This is a genomic window from Flavobacterium akiainvivens, assembly GCF_001278115.1.
Taxonomy (GTDB): Bacteria; Bacteroidota; Bacteroidia; order Flavobacteriales; family Flavobacteriaceae; genus Flavobacterium; species Flavobacterium akiainvivens.
The window spans coordinates 3,626,492-3,647,764 of record NZ_LIYD01000005.1; the positions used below are offsets into that span (position 1 = coordinate 3,626,492).

The following is a 21,273-nucleotide window of genomic DNA, read 5'->3' on the forward strand; positions in this document are numbered from 1 at the left end:
TTATGGGTGGTTTACGGCAAATATACAGTTTTTTAAAGCTTACAGGATGTAAAATATAAGCCCCAGCTTTATGGGGTATATCTTTATTTTTTCATCACCAATATACGCATTGTCATACAGTGGGGTAAAGCCGTAGTAGGCATAAAAATTCCAGGTATTATACCCTGCTGATATATAAGCGCCATATTGCACCTTGTTCATATTATCGTCATGGCGCACCTTAACCTGGTCACCGCCTTCTGGTTCATACTGGGCTTTATCATACACCAGGTAACTCAGTTTAAAACCCGCATACACCCTCCAGAACTGGTGGCTTATAGAGTCGCTGTTGCGCCAGCGCAGTTCCAGCGGCACCTCAAGGTAATGCAGTACCAGTTTGTTAAGCTCATAATCGCCTTTGGGCACAATACTGTAATTGCTTTTGGTACCATCGTGGGTAACGGCAAGGTTGTGTTTAATATTGTTATAGCTATAGCCAAAACCCAGCGCTATAGAGTGGTTGCGGCGCTTGTTAAGTGGCATATCGCGCAAAAAGCCCACACCCAGCCCGGTTGAAAAGGAGTATTGCGAATAGCCATCGGGCAGGCCGGCCATAAGGTTGTAGTTTATGGTAGCATAAAACTGGTCTTCGCGGTAGTAGGGGTCGGCAAAAGGGGCAACGCTGTCTTTTTCTATGGCAACCGTATCGCGTTTTACAGGCTCTAAAACCTGTGCAAAAGCCACAGAGGTAAGTAACAAAAAAGCAAGGGTATAAATGCGCTGCATGGTAACAATATGGATTTATACAAAGATGCAACTAAATTTCCAAAAAACACTGTTAAAGCCACGAATGGCAATAGCAGCAATTTCGCAACATTTTTCAGGTCCTGTCTTTGCGAGCGGAGCTTGCGGAGCGCGGCAATCTTTAAAAATTACCGGGCGGGATTGCTTCGTTCTTTAACAAATACAGAGCCAGATAAACACAGGCTAAATCACTATCAGCCCTGCATTCACTCAGCAGCTAAGAGGCTAAGCAGCTAAGAAGCTTAAAGACAAAAAAATAGCTGCCCGTCCCCGGGCAGCCTTTCCAAAAACATCTATTCTAAAATTAAAATTATGCAAGCGGTCCGCCCGCAATAATTTCGTTATTTGAGAACGCCTCAAATTTAGCAAAATTATTTCTGAATTTGCCGGCTAATTCCCGTGCATTTTTGTCATAATCTTCTGTATTTGCCCATGTTTCGCGCGGGTTTAGCACCGCATCGGGCACATTAGGGCAGCTTTGCGGTGTTGCCAGGCCAAAAACTGGGTCGGTTTTATACTCCACGCCTGTCAGCCAGCCGTTTAGTGCCGCGGTAATCATGCTGCGGGTGTAGCTAAGCTTCATGCGGCTGCCGGTACCATACGGCCCGCCTGTCCAGCCGGTATTTATAAGCCATACGTTAACGCCTGCTTCCTTCATTTTAGTGCTTAGCATCTCGGCATACACGGTAGGGTTAAGCGGCATAAACGGAGCCCCAAAGCATGCCGAGAAATTAGGCTGCGGCTCTTTAACGCCCAGCTCTGTGCCCGCTACCTTGGCCGTATAGCCCGATATAAACCAGTAAGCAGCCTGCCCCGGTGTAAGTTTAGAGATAGGGGGGAGTATACCAAACGAATCGGCGCTAAGGAAAAATATATTTTTAGGGTTGTGCCCTATGCTGCCGGGCTGTATGTTGTTAATGTGGGTAATAGGGTAGCTCACGCGGGTGTTTGGCGTAATGCTCACATCGGTATAGTCTACGGCGTTAGTACCCTCTTTAAAGATAACATTCTCCAGCAGGGCACCTTTCTTCACCGCACGGAAAATATCAGGCTCGTTTTCTTCGGTAAGGTTAACCACCTTTGCATAGCAACCGCCTTCAAAGTTAAACACGGTGTTTTCATGCGTCCAGCCGTGCTCGTCATCGCCTATAAGGTGGCGGTTAGGGTCGGCGCTAAGTGTAGTCTTGCCCGTACCCGAAAGGCCAAAGAAAATAGCCGTATCGCCCTCTTCGCCCACGTTAGCACTACAGTGCATGGGCAGGGTGTCTTTAAATACAGGCAGTATAAAGTTAAGCGCACTAAAAATGCCCTTTTTCATTTCGCCGGTATAGCCCGTGCCGCCCACAAGGGCAATTTTGCGTGTAAAGTTAAGTATGGCAAAGTTAGGGCTGCGGGTACCGTCTACTTCAGGGTTTGCCTCAAAGCCCGGTGCGCACACCACATGCCAGTCGGCCGTAAAGGTGTCCAGCTCCTCTTCGGTAGGGCGCATAAACATATTATAGCAAAACAGGTTGCTCCACGGTGTTTCGGTAACACAGCGCACGTTAAGGCGGTAGTTGGTATCGGCACACACATAGCTGTCGCGCACATATACCTCGCCCTTTTTGTCAAGGTAAGCCATTACCTTGTCATACAGTGCATCAAACTTAGCAGGCTCAAACGGAATGTTTACTTTTCCCCACCACACCAGGCTCTCGGTAATGCTGTCTTTCACAATAAAGCGGTCTTCGGGCGCGCGGCCTGTAAATTCGCCGGTATTTATTGCCAGTGCACCGGTAGCGGTTTCTACACCCTCACCGTTTTCAATCGTAATATCATGAAGCTCCTGCGGAGACAGCTGATACTTAACCATCGCATTTGAAATTCCGATCCCGTCTAACGCAATCGTTTTCGTAAAAAGGCCGTAATTATCCATAAATTTGGGTTGTGTTTGGGTTGTGTAACGCCGCAAAGATATGAATATTACGTTTGTAAATGAAAATTTACGATTAAATTATTGTTTTCGTTTAAGAATGTTTAAAAATAGCACTACCCAGGCAAGTATTAATAACAATCCTCCAATTGGGGTAATCCACCCGAAAGGCTTAAAATCAAAGGGTAATTTGCTGTTTAAGGCCAAAAGGTAAATAGAAACCGAAAAGAACACCACACCCACAACGGTAAGCCACAAAATGGCTTTTTTTGTTTTTTCTGCTATAAAAGAAGTGTTGCCAATAAAAAGTAAAAACAGCGCGTGGTACACCTGGTACTTAACACCGGTTTCAAATGTGGCAACGTCTTTTGCTTCAACAATTTTTTGCAGGCCGTGTGCACCAAATGCGCCTAATATAATGCCTGTAAACCCTAAAAATGCCGCTGTGGCTATAATTTTCCTGCCCATTTTGTTTGTGTTTTTTTAGCCGCGAATTTCACAAACCAACATAAATTTTTTAATTCCTGAATTGGTGTGAATTCATGTAATTCGTGGCAAAATCTTCCTGTAAAAGTAAGCCCCAAAATTTATTTAACACCAAAAATCCTAAAATAAATATAACATTTTGCTACTTTCGTGTGACAATTTTTCAACACAACTCATGAGGAATATACTAATAATAGGCGCCGGGCGATCGGCAACTATACTGATTGACTACCTTTTAGACAAGTCTGAAAGCGAAGACCTGCACATAACCATAGGCGACCTGAGTGCCGAACTGGCCGAACGCAAAACCAAGGGGCACGCCCGTGCACGTGCCATTGCATTTGATATTTTTAACGAAGCCCAGCGCCGGGAAGAAATAAGCCGTGCCAATGTGGTAATTTCTATGCTGCCTGCCCACCTGCACTTTGAGGTGGCTAAGGATTGTATTGCCTACAAAAAGCACATGGTTACCGCCAGCTACATAAGCCCGGCCATGCAGGAGCTTGATGCACAGGTTAAAGAAGCCGGCCTGGTGTTTATGAACGAAATTGGCCTTGACCCCGGCGTAGACCACATGAGCGCCATGAAGGTGCTGGACGAAATTCGCGATAAAGGCGGCAAAATACTGCTGTTTGAATCGTTTTGTGGCGGGCTTGTAGCCCCTGAGAGCGATAACAACCTGTGGAACTACAAGTTTACCTGGAACCCGCGCAACGTGGTGCTGGCAGGGCAGGGCGGGGCTGCCAAGTTTATTCAGGAGGGTACGTACAAGTATATTCCGTATAACAAACTATTTCGCCGTACCGAGTTTATGGAAGTAGAGGGCTACGGCCGTTTTGAGGGCTATGCCAACCGCGATTCGCTTAAGTACCGCAGCGTGTATGGCCTTGACGATGCGCTTACCCTGTATCGCGGCACCCTGCGCCGTGTGGGCTACAGCCGTTCGTGGAATATGTTTATACAGCTGGGCATGACCGATGATACCTACATTATGGAAAACAGCGAAACCATGAGCTACCGCGAGTTTACAAATTCGTTTTTGCCCTACCACCCAACCGATTCGGTTGAACTGAAGCTGCGCCACAACCTTAAGATAGACCAGGATGATATTCAGTGGGATAAGCTGGTGGAACTCGACCTGTTTAACCCCAACAAAATTATAGGCCTGCGCAATGCCACGCCTGCACAGATACTGGAAAAGATACTAAGCGATAAATGGACACTTAACGCCCATGATAAAGACATGATTGTAATGTACCACAAGTTTGGCTATGAGCTAAACGGTAGCAAACACCAGGTAGACAGCACCATGGTGTGCATAGGCCAGGACCAAACCTACACGGCTATGGCTAAAACCGTAGGCCTGCCTGTGGCCATTGCCGCCCTGCAGATACTTAACGGCAACATTACCACCCCGGGCGTACAGCTGCCCATAAACCGCGAGGTGTACACGCCTATACTTAAAGAGCTGGAGGAGTTTGGCATTATCTTTAACGAAAAACACGTGCCGTATATGGGCTATAACCCGTATAATGTGGCGGGGTAACCATTTAAGATTTCAGATTGTAGATTTCAGATTTAAAACAGCTTCACTCATAGCTGTAAACCATAAAATCCGGGGCGGCCAGTAGGTTGCCCCGGATTTTTTATTGCTTTTGCTTAGTAGCTAAGAGGCTCAGTCGCTAAGCAGCTTTTCTTACCCCACATCAATTTTAAGGAACGGCAAATACCCCAACTTTGTCTTGTTCTTTGAGCTCAAAACCTAAATACCTAAGCGCCTCAGTACCTTAGCATCTTTCTTATCCTACATCAATTTTTAAGAAGGTAAAGCAACGGAACTTTGTCCTGTACTTAAAACTAAGCGCCTAAGAACCTCAGTATCTAAGAACCTTTTAAAAAACATACAATCATGGAACGCGAACTAATAGTTAAATGGATTATCAAGGAAGATAAAACACCACTGGTACTAACCCTGCTGGCCGAAATGGCTGCCAAAAGCCAGGCCGAACCCGGCAACCTGCTGTATGCGGCTTACCAAAGCGAAACCAGCCCTAACGAAATTATACTGCACGAGCGCTATGCCAGTGAAGCGGCCCTCGAAGCCCACAAAAACTCAGTGTATTACCAAAGCATAGTGGCGGAAAAAATCATACCGCACCTGCTTACAAGGGAGCTGGTTTTTGTAAAGAAGATACTGTAATCCTTATCCCCTGGCTGAAGCCAGGGGCAAATCATCCGGATAAAGCCAGGGACAAATCATCCGGAAGCTCCCAACAACCATCAACTAACAACCATAATTTAAAAATTAAACGTCATGAAAAAAGTTTTGATCATTGTTTCGAATGCCAATACCATTGGCCCAAACAACAGGAGGACAGGTACTTTTTTACCTGAAGTGGCACACCCTTATGCAGAATTTGCCCGCGCAGGCTACCAGATTGACTTTGCAAGCCTTACCGGCGATACCCCTTACCTTGATGCCCTTAACCTTGCGTCTGACCCTGATAACCTTGATTTTCTTACCGGTAAAGGCTGGGAAGATATGCAAAAAGCCCGCAAGCTTAGCGATGTAGATGTTACCGGCTATGATGCCACTTTTGTACCCGGAGGCCTTGCCCCAATGGTAGACATGCCCGAAGACCCGCTGCTGAAACAGGTTATTAAAGAAACCTATGAGCGCGGTGCTGTAGTGGGTGCTGTGTGTCACGGGCCGGTATCGTTCCTTAATGTAAAACTGAGCGATGGCAGCTATATACTAAACGGCAAAAACATAGCATCGTTTACCAATGAGGAAGAAGATAACTATGCCGCTGATGATGTACCGTTCAGGCTTGAAACCGCACTTGTAGAGCAGGGTGCTATTTTTCACGCAGCTGAACCCTGGAGTGCTAACAGCATTGCCGACGGCCGCATTGTAACGGGCCAAAACCCCGCATCTGCAAAAGGTGTTGCCGAAAAAATGATTGCCGTGCTTGAGGCTTAATCAAGTCGCCTTGTAAAAACAAAATCCCGCTCATGGCGGGATTTTGTTTTTACTTCAGCAGCCATAAAAACCACAGGCCTATTTGCGGCACGGCACCCAGTAGCGTGCCCAGCATTAGTTCGCCGCTGGTATGTGCCTTAGCCTGCAGCCTTGACGATGCCACAAAACCGCAGCAAATTACCATAACGGCAATAAGGTATATAAAGCGTATGTTGTAGTAAGCCGATATGCTTATTAAAAACAGCGTGAGCGATGCCACACCCATCATGTGCAGGCTGGCTTTTTGCCCGCCCAGCACAAATGCAAGGGCGGCCACGTTGCTCATTAATATGCCTATAAAGTAATAATACAGCTCAGGCAGGGGCACGCCCCTAAGGCTGTATTGTGTAAGCATAAGCAGCAGCAGGGCATACAGTGCAAGGGGCAATTTACGTTCCCTGCGGTCGAGTATCATTTTAGATTTTAGCCTGCCGAGTGAGCGCAGCAGGTAAAAAAGGCTTATGGGCAGCAGCACCGTTAGTATAAGCACCTGTACAAACACCAGGTACACCTCCGGGCCGTTAAAGTAGTTCCACGTTACAACAAAGTAAAACAGCGTGGCATATACAGGTATAAGCAGCGGGTGAAAAATATAACTAAACGAACGGATAAAGGCTGCCATGGGCACTTATATTTTTTTGCGCATACGTGCCACGGGTATGTCCAGCTGCTCGCGGTATTTTGCAATAGTACGCCGGGCTATGGGATAGCCACGGTCTTTAAGTATATCGGCAAGCTTGTCATCGGGCAGGGGCTTGCGCTTGTCTTCTTCCTCTATTACGGTTTTAAGTATCTTTTTTATTTCAATAGTACTTACATCTTCGCCCTGGTCGTTTTTCATGGCCTCGCTAAAGAAATCCTTAATAAGCTTGGTGCCATAAGGCGTTTCTACATACTTACTGTTTGCCACGCGGCTTACAGTACTTATGTCAAGGCCCACCATATCAGCAATGTCCTTCAGGATCATGGGTTTCAGCTTGGCTTCATCACCATCTAAAAAGTACTCTTCCTGATAGTGCATAATGGCATTCATGGTAACAAAAAGGGTTTCCTGCCTTTGGCGTATGGCATCTATAAACCATTTGGCGCTGTCCAGCTTTTGTTTTATAAACTGCACGGCATCTTTTTGCTGGCTGCTCTTCTGGCGGCTGTCTTTATAGCTTTGCAGCATTTCCTGGTAGTCTTTGCTTACGTGCAGCTCCGGTGCATTGCGCCCGTTTAGTGAAAGCTCCAGCTCGCCGTCTACAATCTTAATGCTAAAATCAGGCACTACGTGCTCAATGGGCTTGGCGTTGCTTTCATAAGCGCCGCCCGGCTTGGGGTTTAGCTTTTCAATTTCCTCTACCGCGCTGCGCAGCTGCTGCTGGGTTATATCATAGCGGGCAATCAGTTTATCATAATGCTTTTTGGTAAAGGCATCAAACTGGTTTTCTATAATATCTATTGCCATTTCAATAGATGGGGTAGGGGTTTTGCTTTTCAGCTGAAGCAGCAGGCACTCCTGGAGGTCACGCGCGCCCACACCGGCGGGTTCCAGCTGGTGTATAATATGCAGTACGTTTTCTACGGTTTTCTCATCGGTATAAATGCCCTGTGTAAAAGCCATATCGTCTACAATATCAGGCACCGTACGGCGAATGTAGCCCATGTCGTCTATACTGCCCACCAGGAACTCGGCTATTTCGCGCTCATCATCATCCAGTATAAAGGTGTTAAGCTGGTCTATAAGGCTTTGGTGAAAGCTAACGGTGGCGGCAAAGGGCAGGCTGCGGTCATCATCGTCATCGCTGTAGTTGTTGGCCTGTAGCTTGTATCCGGGTATTTCGTCGTCGCTAAGGTATTCGTCAATGTTAATCTCGTCGGCATCAATACGGCTGTCTTCATAATCATCATAGTCGTCATACTCATCGTTGCTGCCGTAGTCATCATCATAGTCATACTCGTCTGTTTTAGTATCCTCAAGGGCGGGGTTTTCTACCATCTCTTCCTTAAGGCGTTGCTCAAATGCCTGCGTGGGCAGCTGAATAAGCTTCATGAGCTGTATTTGCTGCGGCGATAGTTTTTGCGATAATTTGAGCTGTAAATTTTGCTTAAGCATAACGGAGGTGACTTTTAACACGATAAAATTACAAAAACAGGCATAATTATTGATGCGTTTTTAAGATAAAATTATAAACGGCTGCCGGCCGGTTTATAGTATATAATGCGGAATAAACCATTATTAGTTATATTAGCACACATAATAAACTAACTACGGCCCCGCTTGAAAACGCTTTTCCTATATCTTTTTTTACTGAGCAGTACATTGTTAACGGCTCAGCACGCCGGGCCTAAAAGAATCGACAGCCTTAAAAATGTACTGGAGCATACCAATAACAACGATACCGGAAAAATTGTAAAAATTGCCGAAGAGCTTATTGCCAATACCGATTCTGATGAGGAGAAGTTTTACCTGCTTGGGGTAATAATATCGTCTTACGCCACAAAAAACGACAGGAAAAAATCTATAGAATACCTTTTCAGGGCCAAGCAAATTGCCGAAAACCTGAACGACGTAGGGCTGACGATCCGCGTATATGCCACTATTGCCAGCCTGTATGCCTCTTTAAAGGTTAACGATAAGGCCATGCTGTACCTTAAGCAGGCATGGCAGCAAACCGAAAAACTGCCCGCCGGAGATGAAAAAAGCAGCATGCAGGCCTTTTTGTATAACGAGCAGGGCAACTTTTATTACAATACCGAAGATTACAGGCAGGCCAACAAAAACTTCAGCCTGTCTTTGGGTAAGTTTAAAGAAACCTTAGATGGTCCGGCCGGCGCCAATACACCTTTTTACTATAAATCGCTGCTGCACAATTATGGCAAGTCATTTCTGCACCTTAGCCAGCCTGATTCTTCTATGCTGTACCTTAACCGTGCGCTGGTTATTAAAGATACGCTATACCCCAATTTAAAGTACCATATTTACCTGAGCCTTTCTGAGGCTTATGCTGCAAAAGCGCAGTACCGCAGGGCTACCGATACATTAGAGGCATTGCTTAAAGACAAGGCATTTGCCATACCTGAGCTGCAACTGGCGGCTTACCTAAATCTGTCGCGCAATTATAAGGCACTGGGCGATACTGAAAAGTATACCTTTTATAATGAAAAATACCTGGCGCTTATGCCCCATGTAAAACAGGAAGATGTAGAAGCCATAAGCACCGTTTATGCTGCCGAACAGCAGGAATTGTTAAACAAGGCTAAAACATCTCAAAGCCTGTTGATGTGGGGTATAGCAGGTGTGGTAGTTGCGGGGGCAGTAGTTGCTTACTTTACATATAGAAAGCGCAAGCGGGAAAAGGCAATTTACACCGGCGTGATTCAAAACCTGGAACGCCGCCTGGCCAGTAATACAGCAGTGCCCCAGGCAGCCCATACCGTTACCGATATTCCGCAGGCAACGGTGCCGGTACCGGTAGAGCAGGATATTTTACACAAGCTGGCACAGTTTGAGGCGGCCAACCGTTTTACCAGCCCAAAAATTACACTCGCCACCCTGGCAGTGCAGTTTAAGACCAATACCAACTACCTTTCAGAAGTTATAAACCGCGAAAAAGGCAAAAACTTTAATGCCTACCTTAACGAGTTGCGCATAAACTACATCTGTAACCTTATACACACCAACCCGGAGTATCTTAACTATAAAATAAGCTACCTGGCCGAAAGCTGCGGGTTTGCATCGCACAGTTCTTTTGCAACGGTGTTTAAAAATGTAACCGGGATTTCGCCTTCGGCATTTTTAAAACAGGCCGCAAAAGATTTTTCAAATAAATAGTGTAAGTGTTTGATATTTTGATTTTTAAATATGAAACAGGTGTTTTTAAATTCATGATTTTAAAAGCATAGGGTTTGCTTGGTTGCCCGTATCTAAATAGTTTTACGGTATTGATAACTAACATATACCGTAAACCCATGAAAAAAACTACTCTATTATTTGCCGGCCTTTTGTTTTCAGGCGGCCTGTTTGCACAGGCTACCCCATACACCACCCTGGCCGAATTTGAAAGTGCCTACACCGGCACACTTATTACCGAAGATTTTACTGCCGGCCCTAACGACCCTGCAATTTGCGGAGAGGTGGTTACCAATGCCGGAGACGACTGCTTTACATCAGGGCAGGTTGTGGCCGGTTTTGAGCTTTCGGCCTCTAATAACAGTGTTGTGGTTTATTTGCCGCCGGGTTTTTTGCCGGGCGATAATGCAACACCAAGGCTGGGTGCCAATACCGGTATTGAAAACACTATACTAACGTTTACTGAAGATAATATTGTTGCCGTGGGCCACGCGCTGCACGTAGACAATGGCGGTAACTTTAATTACAAGGTATATGGTACAGATGATACCGTGCTGTATGACCAGGATGTGGCCTATACCCCTTTTTATGGTATTATAACCACACAGCCCATTGGCAGGATAGAAATTACATCGGTAGCCGGTGCGGGCGAGCTTATAGGCGACCTCAAGTTTGGTGCAGATGTTATGGCGCTTAATGATGTTGCCCTAAATACCTTTTCGTGCTTCCCTAACCCTTCAGCCGGTGTGCTTAATGTGCAGTCGGCCGGGGTAATAGCATCTGTATCGGTTGTAAACGTGCTGGGGCAGGAGGTGCTTGCGCAAAATGTAAACGCTGCCACAGCTACACTAAATATATCTGAACTAAAAACAGGCAGTTACTTTGTTAAGGCGGTTTTTGAAAATGGCGCTACCCACACAAGTACTGTTATAAAGCAATAGTTTTTAATCAATAGGGGATGATTGAAAGCCATTATTACTTAGTAGTAATGGCTTTTGCTTTTTAATAATGTTACCTGCCTTTTCGAGTGTCTTCAATAACCTTAAGTTCAAGCTCATTTTCTAAAGCTTTACCATTTTGCATCTGGTAGAGGTAATATACGTCGCCTGATTGCTTAACTTCAAGATTGCGCGTTACTATAACTCTTTCTATGGTTCTGTCAAGTGTTATCAGGCTGTCTTTTATAGTGTAGGTGCCATATAAGTAGTCGCCACCACCCCAGGAAGAACTATAATATACGTAAGTACCGTCTTTTTTCAGGTCTAATGTTACACCGTTAATGTCTCCGTCACACCAGCCTTTTATAAGGGTGGGCTTGTTGTCGTCATATCTTACTATAAAGCCTGCAGCCACAGCAATTAATAGAAACCCTAAAAATGTAAGTGTTGCTGCAAAGCTTGTCCAGGTTTTTTCTTCCCTGTAGCGGTTGTAGTCTTTAACAAGTGCCACGGTAAAGAGTGTAAACCCAAAAATAAAGATTGCTATCCATATAAAAGCATCAACCAGGTCGCTGCTGTATTTAGATTGCCATGTTTTGTATATAAGTATACAGCCAAAAATAATGGCTACAAATTGCCGTGCTTTCATAATGAGGAGAAATTTTTATAAAAGTAATAAAAAAGCCCTGCGGTTGCAGGGCTCTAAATTAGTATGAAATTAAGCGTTTATAGCTTCAACCTTAATTTCGTTATCGTTAAGCATGTCCTTCAGCATGTTTTCAATACCGCTTTTCAGGGTAAAGGTGCTGCTTGGGCAGCCGCTGCATGCACCCTGTAGTATAACCTTAACGCGTTTGTCGTTTTCGTCATAGCTTTCAAAGGCTATGTTGCCGCCGTCGCCCTGTACGGCCGGTTTTACATACTCTTCAAGAATATTTATAATGCGCTGCGATGTAGTGTCAAGGTTGTCAAAATAGGCTTCCTGCTGCTTTTCGGCCTGCGGGGTTTGTTTTATAAGGTCTTCATGTATTACGGTGTTGCCGTCTTCAATAAACGTTTTTATAAACGAGCGTATTTCATTGGTAATCTCAGGCCACTCGGCCATGGCATACTTGCTTATAGATACATAATTTTCATCAATAAACACCTCTTTTACAAACGGGAGCTTAAACAGTTCCTGCGCCAGTGGCGATGGCGCTGCTTCATCTATATTTTTAAACTCAACGTGGGTTTTGGTAAGCAGCTTGTTGGCTACAAACTTCATAACGCCCGGGTTTGGGGTGCTTTCGGCATACACGGTTACCGGTGTTTTTTGTGCCGTTGGGGCTTCGTCTTCTTTAAGTATAATGCCGCCACCGTTTACAAAGCTTTGTATTTGCTCTGCTACATCATCCTGAACATCAGGCCATTCTACAATGCTGTATTTTTCAATAGCCAGGAAGTTGCCTGATATGTAGACCGTTTTTACAAACGGCAGGTAAAACAGCTGGCGCGCCAGTGGCGAGTTTGCGGTATCGTCTATATTTTTAAACTCGAAGTTGCCGGTGCGCACAACAAATTCGCTAAACTCAAACTTTATGATAGAAGGGTTTTGGGTAGCCTTTACAGTTATCTTTTCCATGATAATAAAAATTTAAGCAAAATTAGCACAAAAAACGTTAAGACGTAAGGTAGGGTATTTTAATCTTAACTTGTTAATGTTGAATATTGTGTAGGAAATAAGTGATTGTGAGTTATTTAATTCACGTATTTCTATGTATTTTGTGATTTTTTGAAATTTAACAGCCAAAATATAACCGAATATCTATATTTGGAAATTGGATGCTCTAACATTTTTTTTAGCTTTTTTTAAAGCTTTTTTAACTATAGAACCGACATTAAAATTCGCTATATGAGAAAATTATTACTCTTGCTATTATTGCTGCTGGGTACAGTAAGCACCGTGTTTGCGCAGTCAAACATAACGGTGTTTAGCTCAAACCCCGAAATGGTGTATGAGGATGGTGAAACCATGAGTTTTACCATAATTATTACCAATAACGGGCCGGATGCAGCGTCTAACGTGCAAACTTACTTTCCTATTCCGTCGGGCATAACCATTCCGCCGGGTGTAACCAAGTTTTGGTGGACGGGCAGTAACGGTACTTCGGGTACAAACTCGCAGTTAAGCAATACTGTGCCGTCTTTAGCGGTAAACCAGACAATTACGTATACCATTAACGTAAAAATACCTAACGGGTATACCCAGGAAATACCCCCTCCGGTGGTAACCTGGAGAACGCAGAGCGATATTGAAATCATCAATACCGACAACCAGGCTACGTACACCCCGGGCAGTACAGTACAATATACGGTTACGGTTATAAACCACGGTCCCGAGGCTACTACAACAGGTGTGCAGGTTTCTAATGCCATACCCGCAGGTGTAACCAATTATGAGTGGACTGATTTAGATGGCAGTACTTATAATTTTGCCATGATAGCTAATACAGGTATACTTGCTGTAGGCCAGGAGGTTACCTATGCCATTAGTTTTGATGTTCCGGAAACCTTTACAGGAAACCTTACCAATGCGGTTACCTATATTGCTAATGTAACAGACCCAACTCCTGCATGTACACAATGTAGCGATACAGATGTGCCTGCAACAGGTGCCGATATACAAATAGTAACTACCGATGGAAACCTTACATATACAGCGGGAGAAGATTCGGTTTATACCGTTACAGTAACTAATAATGGCCCGCAGGCTGCCACAAACGTAAACGTGTCTGTACCGCTGCCTGCCGGTATCACTGATTTTACATGGACAGGTAGCAATACTACATCGGGCACAGGTGCGCTAAGCGATGTTATTGCCACACTGGCTAATGGGGCTTCGGTAACTTATACTATTACAGTAGGTGTCCCTGCGGGGCACACCGGTGCGCTTACCCTTACAGCCTCGTCTACAAGTACACCTGCCGATCCTGATCCTTCATGTACGCAGTGTTCTGATACTGATTATGATGTAACTTCGGCAGACCTTGCCATTACAAAAAGCCTTGAAAGCGGCGCTACCTATACTGCGGGTAATAACGCTGTATATACTATTACGGTTACTAACGAAGGCCCGTCGGCTGCCCAAAACGTAGTAGTGGCCGATCTTGTTCCTGTCGGCCTTAGTGCTACAGGGGCTTACTGGGTGTCAAGCAACGGTGGTTTTGGTACCGGTAACCTTAACAATACCATAGACCTGTTGTTGGCAGATGAAACCGTTACCTATACCTTTACAATACCGGTATCAAGCGGCTTTGACCAGGAAACCGATATTGTAAACACAGCAACAGTAACCAGCGATACGCCAGACCCGGTTGCGACAAACAATACGGCTACGCATACTGCCACGCCTAACCCACAGGCTAACCTGGTAACGGTAAAAACCAACTACCAGTCTTCTTATATTGTAGAAACCACAACAACCTATACTATTACAGTATCTAACCCGGGCCCAAGCGATGCCTATAACGTAGTGGTTAATGATCCTAAACCGTATCATATACAAATCATGACGTGGGCCGGCAACGGTACAGGAGGTAGCGGTTCGCTAAATAATGTTATACCGGTAATTCCTGCCGGCGAAAGCGTTACATATACCGTTAACTTATTTATACCTGTAGATTATGCCTCATTTGTAGGTTCGCTTACAAATACGGTAACCGTAACCAGTACCACGCCAGATCCGGTTCCGGGTTGTACTACTTGTACAGATACAGATACTCCCGCAGGCAACTTTGTAACCACATCTACAGACCAGTATACCATTCCTGAGCTTATAGAGGATGTGCTTATAGATGTAAACTGTGTGGGTATAGATAACGTTACCTGGAGTACGGGTAGTAACTTCGGCTCTTTTAATGGTATTGCCTACTTTAACCGCAACAATGCCGCGTTCCCAATACAGGAGGGTGTAGTGCTTACCTGTGGTAATGCTGTTCCTTCTCAGGATGTTCCGGGGGTAGACGGCCCTAATACCACTTTGCTTGTTAATGGGGTGGCAAATGGCTGGCCGGGCGATACAGAACTTCTTGCTTATGCGCCCGGTGAAAACCGTGACGCCACATGGATTAAGTTTAATTTTACACCGGTTTCAGACAGCTTTAGCTTTAACTACCTTTTTGCGTCAGAAGAATATGACAACTGTAACTTCCAGTGTAACTATTCAGATGTGTTTGCGTTTATTCTTACAGATCTTGAAAACCCTACAGATGTACAAAACCTTGCAGTGCTGCCTACAACGCCTCCGGTAAACGTACTGGTAACTACGGTGCACCCTGCCACACCATGTGGCTGTGCAGCTGCTAACGTAGACTTCTTCGGGCAGTACAACCTGGGTACGGATGCTGCCACTGCGCCTATTAACTTTAACGGGCAAACTGCAGTACTTACAGCAGTTGGTACAGTAGTGCCAAATAACCAATATTCTATTAAGCTTGTAATTGCAAACGGCAACGATAACAGCCACAACTCGGCGGTATTTATCGAGGCAGGTAGTTTTGATATTGGCCAGCCACAGCTTCCGGGCGATATTACACTCGAAAACCAGGCGCTACTGCTTTGTCATGGCGAAACACACGAACTTGCAGCTTCTATAGGAAACCCTGATATGCTTGTTAAGTGGAAAAAAGACGGCGAGTGGATTATGGAAGAAGACGGTATTACATTTGTACAAAATGATACAATAACAGTAAGCCAGCCTGGTACTTATACCGTTATGGGTTATTTTGAGTCAAGCCCAGACTGTTTTCTTGAAGATGATATTATTATTGACTACTATCCTGAAATCCTTGCAGCTGAGCCTGAAAACCTGTATGCATGTGATGATGACCCAACTGTAGACGATGAAACATGGAACCTTAACGATAACACCCCTATAATATTAGCGCCGTTTGTAGAGCCTGAAAACTACCAGGTATTTTACTACACTAATATGGCCGATATTGAAAACGGTGAGCCGGGTATATGGCCCGAAACCAACTTTAACCCGCCGGGTAATGCCGAGTGTTATACCATGTATGCAATGATACAGGATATGCAAACCCTGTGTTATATTGTAAAAGAATTCCAGATTTGTAAAAACCCTGAGCCGGTTGCAGGCCAGCCTGAAGATGTACCGGTGTGTGACGAAGATAATGACGGCGTTGCAATATTTGACCTTACTACCCAGGAAAGTATAATATTTAATGGTTTTGATCCTGATATTTATGGGGTTTCATACTATACTACCGCTGCCGGTGCAGCCGATATAGAAAACAATACAGACCAGATTACTGAACCTACAGCGTTTCAAAGTGCAGGGCAAACTATATATGTGCGCCTTGAAAACATGTTTGCACCGTGCTTTGATGTAGTAGAGTTTGATATTATAGTTACCCCGCTGCCGGTAATTGCAGAGGTTGAAGATGTAGAAGCTTGCGATGTTTACCAGCTTCCTGAGCTTACTACCGGTAACTATTTTTCTCAGCCGGGTGGTATTGGTGCTATAACTAACACTAACCTTACAACAAGCCAAACAGTTTACATTTATGCTATTGAAGGTATAGCGCCTAACACGTGTAGTGCTGAAACAAGCTTTGATGTAACCATATACACTAGCCCGGTTGTAGATACCCCGGCTAACATTGCCGTGTGCGACAGCTATGTACTGCCAACATTAAACGCAGGCCAGTACTATACAGGCCCGGGCGGAACCGGAGATGTGGTTTCTGCTACTACAGAAATTACCACAACCACAACATTATATATATATGCCGAAAGTGGTAATAATGATGATGTAGTTTGTTCAGACGAGCATACGTTTACCATAACCGTTAATTATGCCCCTGTTGTAGGCACAGCCAGCCCTATAGAGGTTTGCGATGACAACAACGATGGCTACGGTATTTTTAACATAACCCCTGCGGGAGCTGAGATCATCGGCAACCAGACAGGTTTAGAGGTAACCTACCACAACACGATAGAAGATGCTGAGGCAGGTGAGAATGATGTAACCGGTCTTACCAACTATGTAAACACAACGGTAGATTTCCCTGATGATGCAGAAAACCCACATGTTTACGTAAGGGTGGTAACAGCAGGTACTACAACCAACTGTGCTACAGTTGTGGAGGTAGACCTTATAGTACACCCACGTCCTGAGATCCCTTCCTTAACTCCCTACATTCTTTGCGACGACAACAACTCGCCAGACGGAGTTGAGATTTTTGACCTGACTACTAAGAACGGCGAGGCTACTTCAGACCCTGATGCAGAAGTTACATGGTATGCTACAGAAGGCGATGCCATTGCGGGCACGAGCCCATTGGCCGATGCCACGGCACACGAGAGTGCCACGGGCGAGGTTTGGGTACGCGTTGAGAACGGCTTTGGCTGTTCAGATGTGGCCGTGCTGCAGCTGGTAGTAAACCCGCTGCCTGTAATTGCGCAGAACATGGACCCGTTTTATGCGTGTGAAGAGACCCCTGGGGTAGGCCTTTTTGATTTTGACGAGATCGACCCTGTAATCACCCAGGGCGCGGCAGGCTATTCGGTAGCGTACTATGCCACGATGGAAGATGCCGTAGCCGGCGCTGATGACAACTATTTAGTGTCGCCTTACGCCTCACCAAATGCCACAATCTATGCGAGGGTAGAAGACGTAGCTACCGGTTGTACCATCATCAGCCCTGTAACGTTAGAAGTACTGCCTGCACCAATTGCCCCTGAATTAGCCGCCCTTGAAGAGTGCGACCCTAACAACGACGGCTTTGCGGTATTCAACCTGAGCAGCACAATAGCGTTTATCGAGTCGGCACTGGGCGGCACGGTAACGGTAACGGTACACGAAACCCCTGAGGATGCCGATTTTGGCACCAATGCACTAACTGCGGGCCAGATTGTAGCCTACCAGAGCGTAATGACCAATTTATACCTAAGGGTAGAATCGAGCCAGACGGCGTGTTTTGATGTAGCCACACTGGAGCTGATCGTACACCCGGCCCCTGAGGCCACCACGCCGGACGGCCCTTATGCCCTTTGCGACAACGGCACAAACGATACCGATGGTATCGGGGTGTTCAACATCGCACAATACAATGCGGAAGTACTGGGTACTTTAGACCCAACCCAATATACGGTAACCTACCACAGCACGCAGGTAGCAGCCGATGCCGGCTTCCCTGTAATCGCTACCCCTGGCAGCTACAACAGCCCGAGCGCTACCGTATACATCAGGGTAACCAACAATGCCACAGGCTGCTATGATGTAGTAGAACTGGAGCTTATTGTAAACCCGCTACCGGTAGTAACCCAGCCGCTTCCATACAGCCTGTGTGATGTAAACAATCCGGGCGATGCCAGGGAAGAATTTGACCTGACCAGCAGGATAGACGAGATCACAGGCGGCGCATTTGGTGTGGATGTAACCTTCCACGATACATATGCTCAGGCCGTAGCCGGTACACCGTTCATTACCACCCCTGATGCCTACACCAACGTAGAGCCGGGCGTTGAAACGGTATTTGTACGTGTAACCGATGCCGAGACAGGCTGCTTCAGGATTGTGTTGTTAGACATCCGCGTAGAGCCGCTTCCGGTACTGGTAGTGCCAACAGCTGCAGAGACGACCGAGTGTGATACCGATGGCGACGGGTATGCCACGTTTGACCTTGAAGCCCTTGTGGAAGACATGGTCAACAACGGTGTAGGCATCAGCGTAGCGTTCTATGAGAGCGAGTGGGATGCAGAGAACGGCTTTAACGCCATCCCTAACCCGCAGAGCTATGTAAACATGGTAGCCTATGAGCAGGAAATTTATGTAGTAGCCACCAACGATGAGACCGGCTGCCTTAGCGCCCCTTATGCCATCACGCTATATGTAACCGCCGCACCACAGGCCCCTGACTTAGAGGATATGGAGCTGTGCGACGATACCGACAGTAACAACCAGAATGCACAGACCTTTATCGACCTTACGGTATACGAAGACTTTATCTACGAAGAGACAGGGGCAGAAGAAGGCACCCTGACGATAGAATACTTTGCCAGTGAGGCGGCGGCCAACAACGGCGCCCCAAGGATCACCACCCCTGCACACTACAACGGCAGCAATGGCCAGGTAATCTGGGTGAGGGTAGAGCTTACCGGCACGGAGTGTTACAGCCTGAGCAGCTTTGAGCTGATCATCAACACGCCATGGCAGCTAACCCGCCCAAGTATGCTTGTGTTGTGTGATGAGGAATTACCGAACAACAACAGCACGAGCTTTGACCTTACGGTTAAGGAAGCCGAGATACTGGGCCCAATGGGCGTAGGCGTGGGCAACGTGGTTAGCTACCACCACAGCCAGGCCGATGCACAGACAGGCGAGGCTCCAATCACCCCGGCAACAGCCTACACCAACCAGTCTAACCCAGAAGTAATCTTTGTAAGGGTAGTAACCCCTGACGGCTGCAGGAGCTATACATCGCTAACGATAAAAGTCCTTCCGCTTCCAACGCCAAACTTCAGCCCTGATGCCTTAGAGCTGTGTGATGAGAACGCTACGGGAGACGGATTAGAGGAATTTGACCTTACAGAAGCCGAGGACGACATAGCCGATAACGACTTTACGGTTCACTTTGCGTACTACCCAACCCAGGCAGACGCCATAGCCGAGCCGCCAACAAATGAGATTACAGATCCTGAAAACTACGTAAGCGGTACGGGCAGCGTATGGGTAAGGGTAATGGCCAACACCACCAATGCCAACGACCCTGTATGCTACCAGTTGGTAGAGCTACCGCTGATTGTACACCCGCTACCGGCACAGGGAGCAGTAGCCCCTTATGCCATATGCGAGCAGAATACAGATGGCTTTGCCCAGTTTGACTTCAACACCCATATGGATGAGATTTTGGGCCCTGATGTAGACCCGGCAGATTATGGCGACTACACCGTTAGGTTCAGCTACAACGGTACCCCGGTACCGTATATCTACACCAATGTAGTGGCAGGCAACCAGACCATAGATGTATATGTAGAGTATGAGCCAACAGGCTGTAACACCACGGTACAGCTACAGCTACTGGTAGAAGAGCAGGCCATAGCAGGCGATGTTACGACCCCTGACTTTGATGTGTGCGATACCGATGGCGACAACGACGGGCAGTTCATCATCGACCTTACGCAGGCCGATGCCGATATCATCGGCAGCCAGGACCCGGCAATACATACTGTAACCTACTACACCAGCGAACAGGATGCTATAGACGGCACCAATGCGATAGCCACCCCGGCTACGTTTGATGCCACCACGCAAACCATCTGGGCCAGGATAGTAAACACATCAACAGTAAGCGGCTGTCCTGACTTTACAAGCTTTGAAGTAGTTATTGAGCTGCTACCTGAGCCTGTAATTGCAACAGAAGGCGACAACCACACGATATGTGTAGACTTTGTAACCGGAGAAGTACTAAGGCCACTTACGCTACAGAGCGGTGTGGCACCAAACGGCCACATTTACGACTGGTACCTTGACGGTGTGCTTGTTGAATCGAACGGCGACGGCTACTATGTGGCAGAAGCCCCGGGTACGTACACTGTAATTGTAACCGGCCCTGCACCAAACGGATGTGTGTCAGACCCGTCAGAAGGCTTTGAAGTAATCCAGTCAGGCCCTGCCAGCCCAATAGGCGATGGCTTTGTGGTAAGCAACGCCTTTGGCGAGAACCAGACCATTACGGTATTGGTAGAAGGCTACGGGCAGTACCAGTACAGCCTTTACCCTGAAGGCCCATGGCAAAACTCGAATGTATTTACCGATGTAGCCCCTGGCGAGCATACGGTATACATTATGGATACAACTGCCGATGGCTGTAACGACCCAATCAGTGTGGTAGCGAATGTGAGTGTGATCAACTACCCGCATTACTTCACGCCAAACGGTGATGGATACAACGACACCTGGAACATCATTGGGCTACAGGCCGAAGGCTACCAGGCTATCATTTACATCTTCGACCGCTACGGCAAGCTGCTGAAACAAATCAGCCCTGACGGCGAAGGATGGGACGGTACCTTTAACGGCAACGCAGTACCTGCGGACGACTACTGGTTTACAGTAGAGTTTACCGAAGGCCAGTACCGAAGGACGGTTAAAGCCCACTTTGCACTGAAGAGGTAGTATTTAACATAAATAGTATAAAATGCTGTCAGCAATGGCAGCATTTTTTCTAATATTATTAGGTTTTAATAACCAACCTATAACAAAAATTTATATATTTGACCGCTATGTAAAATA

At 46.3% G+C, this 21,273-nt stretch carries 13 protein-coding genes; 6 read left to right on the top strand and 7 right to left on the bottom strand.

Going from position 1 to position 21,273, the window contains the following annotated elements; translation table 11 throughout:
• Window positions 1–39: 39 nt before the first annotated feature.
• The 3 genes from AM279_RS16325 to AM279_RS16335 all read right to left on the bottom strand — a co-directional run bounded on the left by AM279_RS16325 (window position 40) and on the right by AM279_RS16335 (window position 3,163).
• Window positions 40–765 carry a porin family protein gene (locus tag AM279_RS16325; RefSeq protein WP_054409090.1) on the bottom strand — a complete coding sequence of 242 codons (726 nt, stop codon included), beginning with the start codon at window positions 763–765 and terminating at the stop codon, window positions 40–42.
• 328 nt (window positions 766–1,093) lie between these two features.
• Window positions 1,094–2,698 carry a phosphoenolpyruvate carboxykinase (ATP) gene (gene pckA / locus AM279_RS16330; protein ID WP_054409091.1) on the bottom strand — a complete coding sequence of 535 codons (1,605 nt, stop codon included), beginning with the start codon at window positions 2,696–2,698 and terminating at the stop codon, window positions 1,094–1,096.
• Window positions 2,699–2,776: 78 nt separating this feature from the next.
• Window positions 2,777–3,163, bottom strand: coding sequence for a DUF423 domain-containing protein (locus AM279_RS16335; RefSeq protein WP_054409092.1), 387 nt, complete (start codon window positions 3,161–3,163; stop codon window positions 2,777–2,779).
• 193 nt (window positions 3,164–3,356) lie between these two features.
• On the opposite strand from AM279_RS16335, the gene AM279_RS16340 reads away from it, so the two are divergent.
• The 3 genes from AM279_RS16340 (at window position 3,357) to AM279_RS16350 (ending at window position 6,164) form a co-directional block, all read left to right on the top strand.
• The gene (locus AM279_RS16340) at window positions 3,357–4,727 is read left to right on the top strand and encodes a saccharopine dehydrogenase family protein (RefSeq protein ID WP_054409093.1); all 1,371 of its coding nucleotides are present in this window, start codon (window positions 3,357–3,359) and stop codon (window positions 4,725–4,727) included.
• Between the two features lie 363 nt (window positions 4,728–5,090).
• Window positions 5,091–5,381, top strand: coding sequence for a putative quinol monooxygenase (locus AM279_RS16345; RefSeq protein ID WP_054409094.1), 291 nt, complete (start codon window positions 5,091–5,093; stop codon window positions 5,379–5,381).
• 114 nt (window positions 5,382–5,495) lie between these two features.
• A complete protein-coding gene (locus AM279_RS16350; RefSeq protein WP_054409095.1) occupies window positions 5,496–6,164 on the top strand; it encodes a type 1 glutamine amidotransferase domain-containing protein in 669 nt (222 codons plus the stop codon).
• 49 nt (window positions 6,165–6,213) lie between these two features.
• Here the strand turns inward: AM279_RS16350 and AM279_RS16355 are convergent, their stop codons facing one another.
• Entirely contained in the window at window positions 6,214–6,825 is a 612-nt protein-coding gene (locus AM279_RS16355; protein ID WP_054409096.1) for a hypothetical protein, read from the bottom strand.
• Between the two features lie 6 nt (window positions 6,826–6,831).
• The gene (gene rpoN / locus AM279_RS16360; protein ID WP_054409097.1) at window positions 6,832–8,301 is read right to left on the bottom strand and encodes an RNA polymerase factor sigma-54; all 1,470 of its coding nucleotides are present in this window, start codon (window positions 8,299–8,301) and stop codon (window positions 6,832–6,834) included.
• A gap of 165 nt (window positions 8,302–8,466) precedes the next feature.
• Here rpoN and AM279_RS16365 point away from each other — a divergent pair, with 165 nt between their 5' ends.
• Entirely contained in the window at window positions 8,467–10,020 is a 1,554-nt protein-coding gene (locus tag AM279_RS16365; protein ID WP_143090366.1) for a helix-turn-helix transcriptional regulator, read from the top strand.
• A 137-nt stretch (window positions 10,021–10,157) separates the two neighbouring features.
• Window positions 10,158–10,979: a T9SS type A sorting domain-containing protein gene (locus AM279_RS16370; RefSeq protein WP_054409099.1), complete on the top strand. Its 822-nt coding sequence runs from the start codon at window positions 10,158–10,160 to the stop codon at window positions 10,977–10,979.
• A gap of 70 nt (window positions 10,980–11,049) precedes the next feature.
• On the opposite strand, the gene AM279_RS16375 is transcribed toward AM279_RS16370, so the two are convergent.
• Window positions 11,050–11,625 (bottom strand): hypothetical protein, encoded by a 576-nt coding sequence (locus AM279_RS16375; protein ID WP_054409100.1) that lies wholly within the window; start codon window positions 11,623–11,625, stop codon window positions 11,050–11,052.
• 69 nt (window positions 11,626–11,694) lie between these two features.
• A complete protein-coding gene (locus tag AM279_RS16380; protein WP_054409101.1) occupies window positions 11,695–12,597 on the bottom strand; it encodes a NifU family protein in 903 nt (300 codons plus the stop codon).
• A 270-nt stretch (window positions 12,598–12,867) separates the two neighbouring features.
• Between AM279_RS16380 and AM279_RS16385 the strand changes: the two genes are divergently transcribed.
• On the top strand, window positions 12,868–21,156 hold the full coding sequence (locus AM279_RS16385) for a choice-of-anchor L domain-containing protein (RefSeq protein ID WP_082344248.1): 8,289 nt from the start codon (window positions 12,868–12,870) through the stop codon (window positions 21,154–21,156).
• The last annotated feature ends 117 nt before the right edge of the window (window positions 21,157–21,273 follow it).

Excerpts from the sequence above, each read along its gene's own strand:
- AM279_RS16325 (WP_054409090.1), bottom strand. The coding sequence starts at position 765 with ATGCAGCGCATTTATACCCTTGCTTTTTTGTTACTTACCTCTGTGGCT.
- pckA (WP_054409091.1), bottom strand. The coding sequence starts at position 2,698 with ATGGATAATTACGGCCTTTTTACGAAAACGATTGCGTTAGACGGGATC.
- AM279_RS16335 (WP_054409092.1), bottom strand. The coding sequence starts at position 3,163 with ATGGGCAGGAAAATTATAGCCACAGCGGCATTTTTAGGGTTTACAGGC.
- AM279_RS16340 (WP_054409093.1), top strand. The coding sequence starts at position 3,357 with ATGAGGAATATACTAATAATAGGCGCCGGGCGATCGGCAACTATACTG.
- AM279_RS16345 (WP_054409094.1), top strand. The coding sequence starts at position 5,091 with ATGGAACGCGAACTAATAGTTAAATGGATTATCAAGGAAGATAAAACA.
- AM279_RS16350 (WP_054409095.1), top strand. The coding sequence starts at position 5,496 with ATGAAAAAAGTTTTGATCATTGTTTCGAATGCCAATACCATTGGCCCA.
- AM279_RS16355 (WP_054409096.1), bottom strand. The coding sequence starts at position 6,825 with ATGGCAGCCTTTATCCGTTCGTTTAGTTATATTTTTCACCCGCTGCTT.
- rpoN (WP_054409097.1), bottom strand. The coding sequence starts at position 8,301 with ATGCTTAAGCAAAATTTACAGCTCAAATTATCGCAAAAACTATCGCCG.
- AM279_RS16370 (WP_054409099.1), top strand. The coding sequence starts at position 10,158 with ATGAAAAAAACTACTCTATTATTTGCCGGCCTTTTGTTTTCAGGCGGC.
- AM279_RS16375 (WP_054409100.1), bottom strand. The coding sequence starts at position 11,625 with ATGAAAGCACGGCAATTTGTAGCCATTATTTTTGGCTGTATACTTATA.
- AM279_RS16380 (WP_054409101.1), bottom strand. The coding sequence starts at position 12,597 with ATGGAAAAGATAACTGTAAAGGCTACCCAAAACCCTTCTATCATAAAG.
- AM279_RS16385 (WP_082344248.1), top strand. The coding sequence starts at position 12,868 with ATGAGAAAATTATTACTCTTGCTATTATTGCTGCTGGGTACAGTAAGC.